The following is a 14748-nucleotide window of genomic DNA, read 5'->3' as shown; positions in this document are numbered from 1 at the left end:
CGGTCCCGTGTCGCAGGCCGGTGCCACTACCTCGGTGAGTGGACAAACAAGTCATGCCATTGGCGGCATGTAATTTATTACCGCTACTGTGCATGGGGTTGTTTTTCGATATTTGAGTGAGCGCGTCCGTGCGGCGCTAGCTCAGCAGGAACGATAACAGCGCGCGCATCTCGGCGGGCTTGACCGGCTTCTTCAAGACTTCGAGGCCGGAGAGGCTCGCTTGCTTGGCGGCCTTCTCGGAATAATCGGCGGTGATGATCATCGCGGGCACGTCGAGCTTCAGCTGCGCCCGGATGTCGGCGATCGCCGACAATCCGCTCTCGCCGTGATCGAGATGAAGATCGGCGATGACCGCGTCGGGCGCTCCGCCCAGCTCGCTGAGGCGCAGCAGCGCGTCCGCAGCCGAGGGCGTGGTCGCGACGTCGCATCCCCACCCTTCCAGCAGGGCGGCCATGGCCTCGGAGCCGGACGGATCGTTCTCGACCAGCAGGATCTTGGCGCCTTCGAGCCCGCCATATTGACGTTCGCTGAGCTTGGGCTCGTGCACCTCGTCGCTGACCTCGGCGAGATCGGCCGGCTCGAGCTCGAGGACGAACGTCGATCCCTTGCCGACCTGCGACGACAGCCGCACCTCGTGTCCGAGCACGGTTGCGAAGCGGCGAACGATGGAGAGACCGAGCCCGAAGCCGGCCTGGTCGGTCGCGCTGGCTTCGCCGCGCTGGAATTCGCGAAAGATGGCCTCCTGTTGCGTCTGCGCGATTCCCGGCCCGGTGTCGGAGACCTGGACGCAGATGCGGTCGCCCCGTCGCCTGCACCCCATCACGACGCCGCCGCTGCGGGTGTAGCGGATGGCATTGGCGAGCAGATTTTGCAGCACGCGCCGCAGCATCATCGCGTCCGACGACACCGCGACCGGCGCGCTGCGGATGCGCAAGGACAGGCCTTGCCGCGCAGCGAGCGGCGCGAATTCGTTGCGAAGCTGCTCGAACAGCGGCGCCAGCGCCAGCGGACGCACGTCGGGCCTGAGCGCGCCCGCATCGAGCTTGGCGATCTCCAGCAACGAGCGCAACAGATCCTCCAGCGTCACCAGCGAGCGGTCGACCTGATCGATCAGCAGGCCCGCGTCCTGCGCCTCCATCATCTCGGCCAGCGCCGACAGCGTCAGGCGCGCCGCGTTCAGCGGCTGCAGCAGATCGTGGGTGACCGAGATCAGGACGGACGATTTGAGCGAGCTGGCGGCCTCGGCCTGCTGCTTGGCGCGATACAGACCCTCATTGGCGCGTTCGATCGAATGCAGCGCCTCGCGCAACTGGTAGGTCCGGTCCCGGACCTGCCGGTCGAGCGCGATGGCGGTCTCGAACAGCGAGAAGGCGTTGAGCTGCTGGTCCATCGAGCGCTCGACGCGCGACATCAGCGCGGCATTGATCTTCTTCAGCTTCGCGGCTTCCCGCTGCAGCTGCTCGACCGCATCGGGGTCCTGCCACGGCCCGGTCACGCGGGACGCCTGCCGATGGCGACGCCGGTGAAGGTCTGGTTCACGTGCATCGAGCCGAACTGCTCGCCGTAGGTATGAAAGCCGACGACGCGATTCTGGCGGTAGAGCTCGGACATGTCGCGGGCGAGCTGGTGCTGCTCGGCGTCGAGCCGGCGCAGCAGGCATTCGAAACCGATATAGAGCGAGACCTCGCCGATCTGGTCGCGCGTCTCCGCGAAGGCCTCGCGCGTCGTGCCGACCAGGCTGCGCGACGTCGCCGCCGTCAGCACCATGCCTTCGTCGATGGCGCAGAAGAAGTGCAGCGAGCCGTCCGGTTCGACGCGCTGGATCGAGCGGGCGTAATAGGAGCCGCCGACCCGGACCAGAACGGGATGCGAAGCGAACGAGAACGGGTCGAGCTTTTCGTCCATGATCCCGACGACGCGGGAATATTCCTCGGCCGCGGGCTCGGCGTTCAGCTCCCTGACGGTTCGATTCTCGGTGTCGGCCTCGGTGACCACCATCTTCTGGGGCCGCGGTTCGAAATTGTCACACTTGAAGACCCGGAACGGCAGCGACGTGCTCAACAGGATCAGCAGGGCGGCATTGGTGTAGGCCTTGCCGTCGAAAAACACCCAGGTGCGCTCGAAGCGCATGCCGTCGCCCGCAGATCCCCCGACGATGGGAATGTCGTCGAGCGAGGCATAGATCGCGGACATCACGGCTTCTTCGCGGCGGCACAAGCCGTCGATCAGAACCAGGCCGAACGGATTTCCGCGTTCGCCCTGTGACGATTCCCGCAGCAATTCCTGCCGAAGCTCGGTGCCGATCCTGCGGCCGTCCTCAACGCGAAAACCGTCGAGATTGAGAATCGGCCGCACCACGGCCGAGAAGTCGGCGCGGCTGAAGGCGAGAGCAACGACGCTGTTCTCGTCCCAGCCGTCGGGCGCCAGCTCGCCCGCCGTGGTGCAACCGCAGACCTGGGTGCCGTCGAATTGCCGGCTGATCTCCGCGATGAATTGGTGCGGATCGTAGCATGGGGAGAGGAACAGCAGGATGAGCGCCAGCTCCTCGGATGGCAGCTGAGCGGCGAGGTCGGCAACGGCTTGCGCGACGCCCGCGGCCTTCGACTTCGCGACGGCAACGCCGGCCGCACCGCCAAACCGAAAGTCGGTTTGCCCCACTCCGTTTCTCCCTGAAGGACCCGCCCGGTCTGATGCCGAGTGCCTGACAAGTGCCCAAAGAGTATGGCCTTTTTCGTCTGGTCGCAACATTGCGGCCGAATCCGCGGAACGTGTGTCCGCGACCGGCGACCTTCGGGCGGGAATTTACCGCCCCTTGACGAATCTGCCCTAATTTTCATCCCGGGTCGGGCGGGGCTGCTCCCGGCCGTGCTGCACTTTGCAAGAACCGATCTGGGGGTGGGAATGTCCGGGCGTATCAATTCGCCGTCGAAGCGCACGCTATTTCCCACGCTCAGGTTCCGCGCCAAGATCATCCTGGGCTTTGCGGTGGTGCTCGCCATCTCCGCGGTCAGCCTCGGCTTCGCCTATTTCGGCTTCGAGCGCGTTTCTGAAGGCGTAGGATCCTACCGCAGCAGCGTCTCCGAGGCCGATCTCGCCCGCAATATCGATCGCGAGCTGCTCGGCTATCGTTCGGCGGCCCGCTATTTCGTGGTGACCGGCAAGGAGGACGACGCCAAGGCGGCGTTGGACGCCGAGGCCAGCCTTAAGGATGCGATCAATCAGGCCATCAAGAATGCCAAGAACCCGGCGCGGCTGGAGAGTCTCAACAAGCTCGCGAAGGAATTCTCCAACTTCTCGGCGACCTTCGCCAAGATCCTGCAAGCCAAGCGTGACAGCGCGCTCCTGGTCCAGAATCAGCTTCAGCGCAACGCCAACCTGCTGAAATACAAGCTCGACGACATCGGCAACAACGCCTCCGACTCCGAGGCGCAGGCGATCGAATTCGGCACCAAGCAGGTCAACGCCCAATTCCAGACCGCGAGTGCAGCCGCGAGCAACTTCATCCTCAACTCGGACCAGGCCGTCGGGGCAAGCGCGATGGCGCGGCTGAAGTTCGTCGAGAACTCGCTCGGCGCGGTCTATTCCATGGACGAAAAGGTTGTCGCCGGCCTGAAGGAGGCCAAGGCGCTTCTCGCCGCCTATCGCGACGCGCTGGAAAAGCTGATCGCGAAAGCCAAGCTGGTCGACGACCTCGTCACCGAGATGAGCGGCTCGGCCGGTGCGATCCTGCAAGGCGCAAGTGCCATGAAGGCGGACCTCGTCGCCGAACAGCAACGGCTCGACTCGGAGTCGGAAGCGACCATCGGGCGGACCGAGCGGCTGGTTCTAATCCTCGCCGTTGGCGGCACGCTGCTCGGCGCGTTTCTCGCCTTCGTGCTCGGTACCGGCATCTCGCGTCCGATGATCGCGATGTGCAAGGCGATGCGGGAGCTCGCCTCGGGTAATTTCGACGTCGTGCTGCCGGGCCTCGGCCGCAAGGACGAGATCGGCGAGATGGCCGGCGCGGTCGAGGAGTTCAAGGTTCAAGCCGTGGCCAAGGCCGAGCGCGACGCTGCCGCCAGCGAGGTCCAGAACCGGGAGCAGGCCGCAAGCCGCCGCGCCGAGTTGATCCGCTTCGCCGACGATTTCGAGAGCGCGGTCGGCGCCATCGTCTCCAACGTCTCGGCCTCGGCCGTGCAGCTGGAATCGGCGGCCTCCACGTTGACCCGCACCGCCGAAACCACCCAGAGCCTGTCGAGCCAGGTCGCCGGCGTCTCCGAGCAGGCCTCCTCCAACATGCAGTCGGTCGCCACCGCGACCGAGGAGCTGTCCGCCTCGGTCGAGGAGATCGGCCGCCAGGTCCGCGATTCCAGCCGCATTGCCGAGGCTGCCGTGGTCCAGGCCAAGGAGACCGACGGGCGCATCGGAAAGCTCTCGCATGCGGCCCAGCAGATCGGCGAAGTGGTCAAGCTGATCACGGCGATCGCCGAGCAGACCAATCTTCTGGCGCTCAACGCCACCATCGAGGCGGCGCGCGCCGGTGAAGCCGGGCGCGGCTTTGCCGTGGTCGCCAGTGAGGTGAAGTCGCTGGCGAGCCAGACCGCGAAGGCGACGGACGAGATCTCCTCGCACATCGCGGGCATGCAGGGCGCCACCGCCGAATCGGTTGCCGCGATCAAGGAGATCGGGGCGACCATCGGCCAGATCTCGTCGATCTCGACGTCGATCGCCAGCGCGGTCGAGCAGCAGGGCGCGGCGACGCAGGAGATCGCGCGCAGCGTCCAGACCGTGGCGCAGGGCACCCAGACCGCGGCCACCGATATCGGCCAGGTCAACCGCGGCGCCGCCGAGACCGGCTCGGCCTCGGAGGAGGTGCTGCACTCGGCCAAGACGCTGTCGTCCGAAAGCACCCGCCTGCGCGCCGAGCTCGACCGCTTCATGGGGAATATCAGGGCGGCGTAAGCTGCTCGGGTTCGTTGCGAGTTAGACGCTCCGCTATCGCTCCATCCTCCACTGTCGTCCCGGACAAGCGCGCCCTTAAGGCGCGCGTAGATCCGGGACCCATACTCCAAGAACGTGCTTGTGGAGGGAGCAGATAACTCCGAGTCTTCGCCAAATCACTCCCTGTGGTTATGGATCCCGGATCTTCGCTTCGCTCGTCCGGGACGACGGTGGAGGGTTTGCACGCCGGCCCTTCAATTGTAGCGGCGCGAGAAAGCCCGCCTTAACAAATTCCCTGCGTCACCTAACTGCCAGTTGTGGCGCCATAAATTTACCACAGCTTATCCTTTGCCGATTACCGTGCGTGCGAGTCAGGGAGCGGGCTGCTCTCGGGCTGCGCCTGGTTTTCCGCGAATGGAATGGGGTGGGGGAATGTCGGTCAAGTCGAAGTCGAACCAATCGAAGCTGCCAACTCTGCGGTTTCGCGCAAAAATCATCCTCGGCTTCGTGGCGGTGCTGGCCATCCTCGCCGTCAGCATGGCCTTCGCCTATTTCGGCTTCGAGCGGATTGCCGGCGCCGTGGCCTCCTATCGCACCAGCGTCTCGGAAGCCGACCTCGCGCGGACGGTCGATCGCGAACTGATCGCCTATCAAGGATTGGCCCGGGCCTACACCCTGACCGGGGCGGCGGACGACGAGACCGCAGCCAAGGCCGCCGAAGAAAATCTGAAGGGCGCCATCGCCAAGTCGGTCGCCGCCACGACCGGCGCCGCGCGCCGCGAGCAGGTCGGCAAGCTCGAGGCCGAATTCCAGCGATTCACGAAGGTGTTCGGAGAGATCATCACGCTGACGCGTGCCAACAACAAGATCGCGGCCGACGAGCTCAACAGCGTCGGCAACAAGATCCGGTTCAAGTTCGACGATCTCGCCGATACTGCCGCGCTGGCGGGGCTGGCCTCGGTCCAGACCACGGCCAAGGACATCACCTCGCAATATCTGGCGGTCTCCACCTCGGTCAGCGCCTTCGTCGCCAAGCCGGAGCCCAAGACCGCCGATGGCGTGATCGCCCGCGTCAAATTCCTGGAGACGCTGCTGGTCTCGATCTATGCCAACGACCAGAAGATCACCGACCGCGTGACCGAGATCGGCAATCTGCTGAAGCAGTACCGCAGCTCCTTCACCAAGCTGTCGGAGAACGTGAAGATCATCGTCAAGCTGAACGGCGAGATGACCAAGACCGCGGCGACCATCCTCAAGCTCTCGGACGAGCTGCGGTCGGAGCTGACTGCGGATCAGCAGCGCATCGAAGCGAGCGCCAATGCGACGATTGTGGATACCGAGCGGCTGATGATGATGTTGGCGCTCGGCGGCCTCGCCATCGGAGCCGTGCTCGCCCTGATGCTCGGCAACGGCATCTCGCGTCCGATGATCGCGATGTGCAAGGCGATGCGGGAGCTCGCCTCGGGCAATTTCGACGTCGTGCTGCCGGGCCTCGGCCGCAAGGATGAGATCGGCGAGATGGCCGGCGCGGTCGAGGAGTTCAAGGTTCAGGCTGTTGCAAAAGCCGAGCGCGATGCGGCCGCCAGCGAGGTCCAGAACCGGGAGCAGGCCGCAAGCCGCCGCGCCGAGCTGATCCGCTTCGCCGACGATTTCGAGAGCGCGGTCGGCGCCATCGTCTCCAACGTCTCGGCCTCGGCCGTGCAGCTGGAATCGGCGGCCTCCACCCTGACCCGCACCGCCGAGACCACCCAGAGCCTGTCGAGCCAGGTCGCCGGCGTCTCCGAGCAGGCCTCCTCCAACATGCAGTCGGTCGCCACCGCGACCGAGGAGCTGTCCGCCTCGGTCGAGGAGATCGGTCGCCAGGTCCGCGATTCCAGCCGCATCGCGGAGGCCGCCGTGGTCCAGGCCAAGGAAACCGACGGGCGCATCGGAAAGCTCTCGCATGCGGCCCAGCAGATCGGCGAAGTGGTCAAGCTGATCACGGCGATCGCCGAGCAGACCAATCTTCTGGCGCTCAACGCCACCATCGAGGCGGCGCGCGCCGGTGAAGCCGGGCGCGGCTTTGCCGTGGTCGCCAGTGAGGTGAAGTCGCTGGCGAGCCAGACCGCGAAGGCGACGGACGAGATCTCCTCGCACATCGCGGGCATGCAAGGCGCCACCGCCGAATCGGTTGCCGCGATCAAGGAGATCGGGGCGACCATCGGCCAGATCTCGTCGATCTCGACGTCGATCGCCAGCGCGGTCGAGCAGCAGGGCGCGGCGACGCAGGAGATCGCGCGCAGCGTCCAGACCGTGGCGCAGGGCACCCAGACCGCGGCCACCGATATCGGTCAGGTCAACCGCGGCGCCGCCGAGACCGGCTCGGCCTCGGAGGAGGTGCTGCACTCGGCCAAGACGCTGTCGTCCGAAAGCACCCGCCTGCGCGCCGAGCTCGACCGCTTCATGGGGAATATCAGGGCGGCGTAAGCTGCTCGGGTTCGTTGCGAGTTAGACGCTCCGCTATCGCTCCATCCTCCACTGTCGTCCCGGACAAGCTCGCCCTTAAGGCGCGCGCCGATCCGGGACCCATACTCCCAGGGAGAGTTTGGGTCGGACGGTGGTCATTCCGAGTCTTCGTCCAACCCTATCCTGTGATTATCGCGACGAGCGCAAAGCGCTCGCGCGGAGTTCCCGAATCGGCGTTCCGCTTCGCTCGCTTGTCCGGGACGACAGCGGAGCAAGGATCGCCATTTGCGCCTCTCTCGCCCTTCCTGCCTCACTCTCGCCCGAACGCCCGCTTCAGCTCGACCTTCGCCTTCTCCAGACGCGCGCGCTGTGTTTTCGGCAAGGTCTTGCCGGCACGGTTGATGTAGAAGGTCAGCATCGACAGCGCCGAACGATAGGCGCCGGTCTTGCGTCGTGAGCTGTGCTCGGCCGATTGCTTCAACGAGATCGCGATCTTCCTCGGGCTGGTCAGCTTGAACACGCCCTGCTTGAGATCAAGCGCGTCGCTCTCTTTCGTCACCCGTTGCGACCAGCGCTTCGGCGTCGCGCGTTTGGTGCTCTTGCGCGCAACCGCGCTGCGCCGCGTGCTCGTCTTCCGGCGGACGGACTTGCGTGGACCGCTGTTTCGAGAATGTGTCCTCTTTCTGACCTGAGCCATGCGTCAACTCCCTGCGGCTGCTTCGGAAACGAGCCGGCCCAGGAGCCGTTCCTGCAGGAACCCGACCTCGCCGCAGGCGTTGTCGCAGGGGCAGGCGGAATGCCGCACCCCGACGATCGGACCAACCCCGTTCACATCCTGACCGGGGCCGCAGCCATTGATCGAGCGCAACAGCCTGATGGAATTGCAGCAAAGCCCAGCGCTGAACTACGCACCGACGGTGTCGGCGGCCGTCACCGACCGCATCGTCGAGACCAGTATTCCGGCACGGCTCGACGCGCTGCCGTGGAGCGGCTTTCACACCCGCGTGGTGCTCGCGCTCGGCATCACCTGGATCCTTGACGGGCTCGAGGTGACATTGGCGGGCGCGCTCTCCGGCGCACTGAAACAGAGTCCGTCGCTGCAATTCTCCAACCTCGATCTCGGCATCGCCAATTCCGCCTATCTCGCCGGTGCCGTGCTCGGCGCGCTCGGCTTCGGCTGGCTCACCGACCGCATCGGCCGGAAAAAACTGTTCTTCATCACGCTCGCGCTCTACCTTTCGGCCACGGCCGCGACCGCTCTGTCATGGGATGTCGCGAGCTACGCATTGTTCCGGTTCCTCACCGGTGCCGGCATCGGCGGCGAATATACCGCGATCAACTCGACCATCCAGGAGCTGGTGCCGGCGCGCTATCGCGGTTGGACCGATCTCGTCATCAACGGCAGTTTCTGGATCGGCGCCGCGATGGGCGCGGTCGCGGCCATCGTGCTGCTCGACCCCGCCGTGATCACGCCTGATCTCGGCTGGCGGTTCGCTTATCTGATCGGCGCCGGCCTCGGTCTCGTCGTGCTGCTGATGCGCATGTGGATTCCGGAAAGTCCGCGCTGGCTGATGATCCATGGCCGTCCCGACCAGGCTCATGCGATCGTCGACGAGATCGAACGCTCCGTGATCGGGCATGATCAGGATATCAACGAGGCGCGCTTCCCCAAGATCCGGCTGAAGATGCGTGATCACACGCCGATCCGCGAGGTCGTGCACACGCTGTTCTCGGCGTATCGCCAGCGCGCGGTGGTGGGCCTCGTGCTGATGAGCGCGCAGGCGTTCTTCTACAATGCCATCTTCTTCACCTTCGCGCTGGTGCTGACCGATTTCTACGGCATCAGGGCCGATCACGTCGGCTGGTACCTGCTGCCCTTTGCCGCCGGCAATTTCCTCGGGCCCCTGCTGCTCGGCCGGCTGTTCGATACGCTGGGACGCCGCACCATGATCATGTTCACCTATGGCATGTCGGGCCTGCTGCTGGCGCTGTCGGGCTATCTGTTCTCGATCGGCGTGCTCAGTGCGCAGGGACAGACCGTCGCCTGGATGGTGATCTTCTTCTTTGCCTCACCGGCCGCCAGCGCCGCCTATCTCACCGTCAGCGAGACCTTTCCGCTCGAAGTTCGCGCGCTGGCGATCGCGGTGTTCTACGCCGTCGGCACCGGCATCGGCGGCGTGATCGGGCCGGCGCTGTTCGGCGCGCTGATCGACACGGGATCACGCACCAGCGTGTTCGCCGGCTATTTGCTGGGGGCAGTCCTGATGCTCGCGGCCGCGATCGTGGCGTGGCGCTATGCCGTCTCGGCGGAGCGCAAATCGCTCGAACAAATCGCGCGGCCGCTCGCCTTTATGGAGTAGACTGATGAAATCGGAACTTGCAGAAATGGCGATGGACCAGCAGCCCACAATATTCGACGACGAGGCGCCCGAGACGGTGCCGGTGCCGCATGCGCTGGTGCCGCATCTCGACGAGACCGCAATTCTGCTCGACATCGACGGGACCCTGCTCGACCTGATGCCGACGCCGCGCGAGGTATGGGTACCGCCGGGCCTGTCGGAGACGCTGAACCGGTTGACCGAGCGCACGTCCGGCGCGCTGGCGCTGGTTAGCGGCCGCTCGCTCAACGACATCGACCTGATCTTCGCGCCCGAGGTATTTCGCGCCGTCGCCGGCCACGGCGCCGAGATGCGGCTGTCGGTGGACAATGAGGTCGATGCCGTGCATGCGCCGCCGCTGGACAAGGAGCTGAAGCGGCGGCTCGCGGCCATTGCCAAGCTCAGCCCGGGCATTCTGCTCGAGGACAAGGGCTATTCGCTCGCTCTGCATTACCGCCTCGCGCCGCATGCGGAGAAGGCGATCTACGAAGCCGTCTCGGTGATCCGCGCCGATCTGCCCAACGCGCCAATCGAGGTGCTGCCCGGCAAGTTCGTGTGTGAGATCAAGCATTCCGGATTCACCAAGGCGACCGGCGTGCGCGAACTGATGAAGCGGGAGCCGTTCAGGGGACGGCGTCCGATCTTCATCGGCGACGACGTCACCGATGAAACCGTATTCGCAATCATGCCCGACATGAACGGGCTTGCCTTCTCGGTCGGGCGCCGCGCCATGGGCGTGAACGGCCATTTCGACACGCCGAACGACGTGCGGGCCTTCCTCGCGCGCCTGCTCGATCCAAGGTGAAATCAAGGCAGCGCCCCGTCGCAGACATAATGCCGGTCGGAACGGTGTATTGGACGCCGCGATATCTGCTGCAGCCGCTGTCCTTGCAACGAAATCTTCGGGTTCCGCAAGCGAAACCAGTTCCAACGCGCAGGCCCGATTTTGGTTTCAATTGGTTGAAACGATGATCAGGAACCATATTGATGAACGGCAGTTAAACGTGGTGGAATGAAACAGGAGGGGACGACCTGTGAACTTAGTCGTCGTTTCAAATCGCGTCGCCCGCGGCAAGCCTAATGAGCCCATGACGGGCGGCCTCGCGGCGGCGCTGCTGCCGGTTGTGGAACATTCGGGCGCGATCTGGGTGGGGTCGTCGGGCCGGGTACGGGACGGCCATCAGAAGGAACCATTCGCTGAGATCGAGGCGCTCGGCGCAGGTGCCATCGCGACCCTGGATCTGCCGGCGGCGCACTACGGCGGCTATTATGAGGGCTTTGCCAATTCGGCGCTGTGGCCGGCGCTGCATTCGCGCAGCGACCTCATTCGCGTCTCGCGCGAAGATTATGTCAGCTATCGCGAGGTCAACGCCTTCATGGCGCGCGCGCTGATGCGCTTCCGAAAAACAAAAACCGCGTTCTGGGTGCAGGACTATCATTTCCTCGCGCTCGGCGCCGAGCTGCGCGACCTCGGCGTCGACGACCCGATCGGCTTCTTCCTGCATACGCCCTGGCCCGTCGCCGCGGTGATGCAAGGCGTGCCCAACCATCGCGAACTGATCACGGCGATGCTGGCCTACGATCTGCTCGGCTTCCAGACCGAGGAGGATCGCCAGAATTTCCTTGGTTATGTCGGCGGCGAGCTCGGCCTTGCCGTCGAGGATGGCGTTGCGATCTCGCAGCATGGCCGCACGCGCTGTGAAGTGTTTCCGATCGGCATCGACGCGGAGAAGTTCGCGGCCTATGCCGCCAAGTCGGCCTCGCATCCGGACGTGTCGCGGCTGCGGCGCAGCCTCAACGGCGAGCGGCTCGCGATCGGCGTCGACCGCCTCGACTATTCGAAGGGCCTCGTCAACCGCATCAGCGCGTTCGACCGGCTCTGGACCGAGCAGCCGCAATTTGCGCGCAGCATCTCGCTGCTGCAGATCGCCAATCCCTCGCGCGGTGCGATCGAGGCCTACGGCAATCTCCAGAACGAAGTGGCGCGCCTCGTCACCGACGTCAACGGCCGCCACGGCGAGGTCGACTGGACGCCGATCCGCTATTTGAACAAGGGCTTCAGCCAGGCCGTGCTCGCGGGTCTCTACCGGACAGCGCAGGTCGGCGTGGTGACGCCACTGCATGACGGCATGAACCTGGTCGCCAAGGAATATGTCGCAGCCCAGAACCCGGCCGATCCCGGCGTGCTGGTGCTGTCGAAGTTCGCCGGCGCCGCCAACGAGCTCGAGACCGCCTTGCTGGTCAATCCGCACGACATCGACGGCATGGCGCGCGCGATCGCGGTCGCAGCCGCAATGCCGCTGACCGAGCGCAAGATGCGCTGGGACGCGATGATGAAGAAGCTGCGCGGCCACACCATCCAGCAATGGTCGGCCGACTTCGTCGCCGAGCTCGAGAAGTGCCGGACCGAGAAGGTCGCCGTCGCCCCGCTCGCGACGCAACCGCCGCAAGCGCTGCGCTGGCTGAAATCGGCGATCTCAGGCGTGCGGCTGATTTAGGGATCCGGCGTCGTGCCCGGAGACGCGCCCGGGCGGGACGGTGGAATGCCTCAATGGCAATACGAGACCCCCTCCAGGATCGCGCACTGCCGCTTGTTGGGCGCATTGGGATCGTCCATCGGCACCATGCCCTTGCCCTGGCCGACGAACACGCCGGTGCCGACATGCACCGAGCTCTTGTTGCCGATGATCACCGTGGGATGCGGCGCCGAGCTCGAGCGCGTCCCGTCCGGCCAGATGATGGCATTGCCCGACAGCATCCCGCGCCGGCCGTCGTCGCAGCTGACGTCGACGCCTTGACGTGTGCAGACCTGGGCCGCGGCGGACGCCGCGAGGGCGGAGCCAAGGGCCGAAATCAGGCCAAGGGCGACAATGGTCTTGCGGATGGTCATGGCTCCCCCGGTCGTGCTCGGCATCCTCACCTGAATCGTCGCGGCAAACCCGTCAAGGGTTCAACCTGCAGGCCGACCGGAGCCGCGGCGCCGAATTTTACCATGTGAATACAACGGCTTGCGGAAAATTCGCCGGTTTTCCTCGCGATCCCTTGCAAAATCGTCGGCGCCCCTTCAAGAGAGGGCGCTCCGGAGAGATGGCCGAGTGGCTTAAGGCGCACGCTTGGAAAGCGTGTGTGCGGGAAACCGTACCGTGGGTTCGAATCCCACTCTCTCCGCCATTGGCTATACGCCACCACGTCCTCTTGCCGGTCCCGTCCGGTTTGCAGCACGAGCGCGAGCCAGCCGTCTCCCATGTCGATGTTGATCCCGAGGTGAGCGATGCAGAATCGCACCTGTACAGGGATCGGAGCCGTCCCTAACCTCCGCCGCGCAATTTTTGGGAGATATGGCGTGGCGAAGAAGACGGCGACCAGGACCAAGACTGCAGGGAAGAAGGCGCGAGCCGCGACGAAGACCGCGGCCCGCAAGGGAGCTGCCGCGAAGCCGGCCGCAAAGGCCGCCGCCGGCAAACCGGCCAGGCCGCGGCGCCCGTCTGGGCCGGTCTGGCAATGGTCGGCGGTGGCGACTGCCGCCGCGATCCGCTCCGGCGCGATCTCCGCGGTCGAGACCGTCGAGGCTCATCTCGAACGGATGCGCGCGGTCAATCCGAAGCTGAATGCCGTCGTCGTCGATCTCTCGGAGGAGGCGCTGAAGGCTGCGCATGCCGCAGACAAGCAGCGCGCCAAGGGTGCTGCGCTCGGCCTGCTGCACGGGGTACCCATCACGATCAAGGAAAACGTCGATTACGAGGGACGGCCGAACTTCAACGGTGTGCCCGCCAACAAGGGCCTGATCGCGCCGTCGGATGCGCCCGTGGTCCGCAACTTGAAGAAGGCGGGCGCGATCGTCATCGGGCTCACCAACACGCCGGAATTCTCCTTTCGCGGCTTCACCGACAATCCCCTGCACGGGCTGACGCTCAATCCCTGGGACCCTGATATCACCTGCGGCGGCTCCTCGGGCGGTGCGGGTTCGGCGGTGGCGGCCGGCATCGGCACCATCGCCCATGGCAACGACATCGGCGGCTCGCTGCGCTGGCCTGCGCATTGCAACGGCGTTGCCACCATCAAGCCGACGCAAGGGCGCATCCCCGCGTTCAACGCCAGCGCTACGGCCGAGCGGCCGATGCTGGCGCATCTGATGTCGGCGCAGGGGCCGCTCGCCCGCCACGTCGCCGACGTGCGTCTCGCGCTGGAGGCGATGAGCCAGCGCGATCCGCGCGATCCCTGGTGGGTGCCGGCGCCGCTGGTCGGCGTGACGCCGAAGCGGCCGATCAAGGTCGCGCTGGCCAAGATACCGGACGACATGGACGTCGATCCGTCCGTCGCGGCGGCGCTACGCCAGGCCGCGGACCATCTCGAACGGTCCGGCTACCGCGTCAGCGAGGTCGAGGTGCCCGACATCGACGGCGTCTGGCAGACCTGGTGCGACATCATCACCAACGAGACCGTGGTGATGCAGGAAGCCGGCATGCTGAAGGTGACCTCGGAGGACTTTCACAAGGCCTGGGGCGGCATGAAGGCCAAGGCCAATGTGCTCGATCTCAAGGGCTGGATGCAGGCGACCGCCGCGCGCAACGGCCACATCCGCGCCTGGCAATTGTTCTTCGAGGACTATCCGGTCGTGCTGGCGCCGACCACGGTGAAGCCGACGCCGGGCCCGCGCGAGGACGCGGTCAGCGCCGAGCGCGTGCGCGAGATCTTCTGGGGCGAGATCCGCTTCATCTCCGCGATCAACGTGCTGGGCCTGCCCGGCGCCGTGGTGCCGGTGGCCCTCCACGACGGCAAGCCGATCGGCGTGCAGCTCATTGCCGGTCGCTATCGCGAGGATCTTGCGCTCGATGCCGCGGCCGCGATCGAGAAGCGCGCCGGCGTGCTTGCTCATCGCTTGTGGGAGCGGATGGGGTAGGGCCCGCGAGTGATCGCAGCGTTGACAGTGATCCTCGCCGTCACGGGGAGAGGAATGGTCGCATTTGCACCTGCACGAGAGGTCGTCATGGCCGGGACAAGCCCG

General features: G+C 65.6%; 10 protein-coding genes and 1 tRNA gene. 7 read left to right on the top strand and 4 right to left on the bottom strand.

The genetic code is table 11. From position 1 onward, the window contains the following. Window positions 1-136: 136 nt before the first annotated feature. Both DCM79_RS04200 and DCM79_RS04195 read right to left on the bottom strand, forming a co-directional pair. Window positions 137-1495 (bottom strand): hybrid sensor histidine kinase/response regulator, encoded by a 1359-nt coding sequence (locus DCM79_RS04200; protein WP_257178776.1) that lies wholly within the window; start codon window positions 1493-1495, stop codon window positions 137-139. Then, complete coding sequence (locus tag DCM79_RS04195; RefSeq protein WP_257178775.1) at window positions 1492-2658, bottom strand: FIST N-terminal domain-containing protein; 1167 nt, start codon at window positions 2656-2658, stop codon at window positions 1492-1494. The genes DCM79_RS04200 and DCM79_RS04195 overlap by 4 nt, the downstream gene beginning before the upstream one ends. Before the next feature lie 243 nt (window positions 2659-2901). Here DCM79_RS04195 and DCM79_RS04190 point away from each other — a divergent pair, with 243 nt between their 5' ends. After that, complete coding sequence (locus DCM79_RS04190) at window positions 2902-4941, top strand: methyl-accepting chemotaxis protein (protein WP_257178773.1); 2040 nt, start codon at window positions 2902-2904, stop codon at window positions 4939-4941. A gap of 411 nt (window positions 4942-5352) precedes the next feature. Beyond that, on the top strand, window positions 5353-7386 hold the full coding sequence (locus DCM79_RS04185) for a methyl-accepting chemotaxis protein (protein WP_257178772.1): 2034 nt from the start codon (window positions 5353-5355) through the stop codon (window positions 7384-7386). Window positions 7387-7675: 289 nt separating this feature from the next. Here the strand turns inward: DCM79_RS04185 and DCM79_RS04180 are convergent, their stop codons facing one another. Further along, window positions 7676-8062 (bottom strand): DUF3175 domain-containing protein, encoded by a 387-nt coding sequence (locus DCM79_RS04180; RefSeq protein WP_257178771.1) that lies wholly within the window; start codon window positions 8060-8062, stop codon window positions 7676-7678. Window positions 8063-8240: 178 nt separating this feature from the next. On the opposite strand from DCM79_RS04180, the gene DCM79_RS04175 reads away from it, so the two are divergent. From DCM79_RS04175 to DCM79_RS04165, 3 genes are all read left to right on the top strand, one after another. Beyond that, window positions 8241-9725 carry an MFS transporter gene (locus DCM79_RS04175; protein ID WP_257180689.1) on the top strand — a complete coding sequence of 495 codons (1485 nt, stop codon included), beginning with the start codon at window positions 8241-8243 and terminating at the stop codon, window positions 9723-9725. Between the two features lie 4 nt (window positions 9726-9729). Then, window positions 9730-10548 carry a trehalose-phosphatase gene (gene otsB / locus DCM79_RS04170; RefSeq protein WP_257178770.1) on the top strand — a complete coding sequence of 273 codons (819 nt, stop codon included), beginning with the start codon at window positions 9730-9732 and terminating at the stop codon, window positions 10546-10548. A gap of 229 nt (window positions 10549-10777) precedes the next feature. Further along, complete coding sequence (locus DCM79_RS04165; RefSeq protein ID WP_257178769.1) at window positions 10778-12241, top strand: trehalose-6-phosphate synthase; 1464 nt, start codon at window positions 10778-10780, stop codon at window positions 12239-12241. Between the two features lie 50 nt (window positions 12242-12291). Here the strand turns inward: DCM79_RS04165 and DCM79_RS04160 are convergent, their stop codons facing one another. Further along, complete coding sequence (locus DCM79_RS04160) at window positions 12292-12633, bottom strand: hypothetical protein (protein ID WP_257178768.1); 342 nt, start codon at window positions 12631-12633, stop codon at window positions 12292-12294. A 191-nt stretch (window positions 12634-12824) separates the two neighbouring features. Here DCM79_RS04160 and DCM79_RS04155 point away from each other — a divergent pair. Both DCM79_RS04155 and DCM79_RS04150 read left to right on the top strand, forming a co-directional pair. Continuing rightward, window positions 12825-12914: transfer RNA gene (locus DCM79_RS04155), tRNA-Ser, on the top strand. Window positions 12915-13086: 172 nt separating this feature from the next. After that, complete coding sequence (locus DCM79_RS04150) at window positions 13087-14643, top strand: amidase family protein (RefSeq protein WP_257178767.1); 1557 nt, start codon at window positions 13087-13089, stop codon at window positions 14641-14643. Window positions 14644-14748 lie beyond the last annotated feature (105 nt).

Origin of the sequence: Bradyrhizobium sp. WBOS07 (assembly GCF_024585165.1) — a bacterium.
Taxonomy (GTDB): Bacteria; Pseudomonadota; Alphaproteobacteria; order Rhizobiales; family Xanthobacteraceae; genus Bradyrhizobium; species Bradyrhizobium japonicum_B.
The sequence above is the reverse complement of the archived record's forward strand: the minus strand, read 5'-3'. Positions and strand labels throughout refer to the sequence as shown.

Bases quoted from the DNA above. Each gene is read 5' to 3' on its own strand.
- DCM79_RS04190 (WP_257178773.1), top strand. From the start codon at position 2,902: ATGTCCGGGCGTATCAATTCGCCGTCGAAGCGCACGCTATTTCCCACG.
- DCM79_RS04185 (WP_257178772.1), top strand. From the start codon at position 5,353: ATGTCGGTCAAGTCGAAGTCGAACCAATCGAAGCTGCCAACTCTGCGG.
- DCM79_RS04180 (WP_257178771.1), bottom strand. From the start codon at position 8,062: ATGGCTCAGGTCAGAAAGAGGACACATTCTCGAAACAGCGGTCCACGC.
- DCM79_RS04175 (WP_257180689.1), top strand. From the start codon at position 8,241: ATGGAATTGCAGCAAAGCCCAGCGCTGAACTACGCACCGACGGTGTCG.
- otsB (WP_257178770.1), top strand. From the start codon at position 9,730: ATGAAATCGGAACTTGCAGAAATGGCGATGGACCAGCAGCCCACAATA.
- DCM79_RS04160 (WP_257178768.1), bottom strand. From the start codon at position 12,633: ATGACCATCCGCAAGACCATTGTCGCCCTTGGCCTGATTTCGGCCCTT.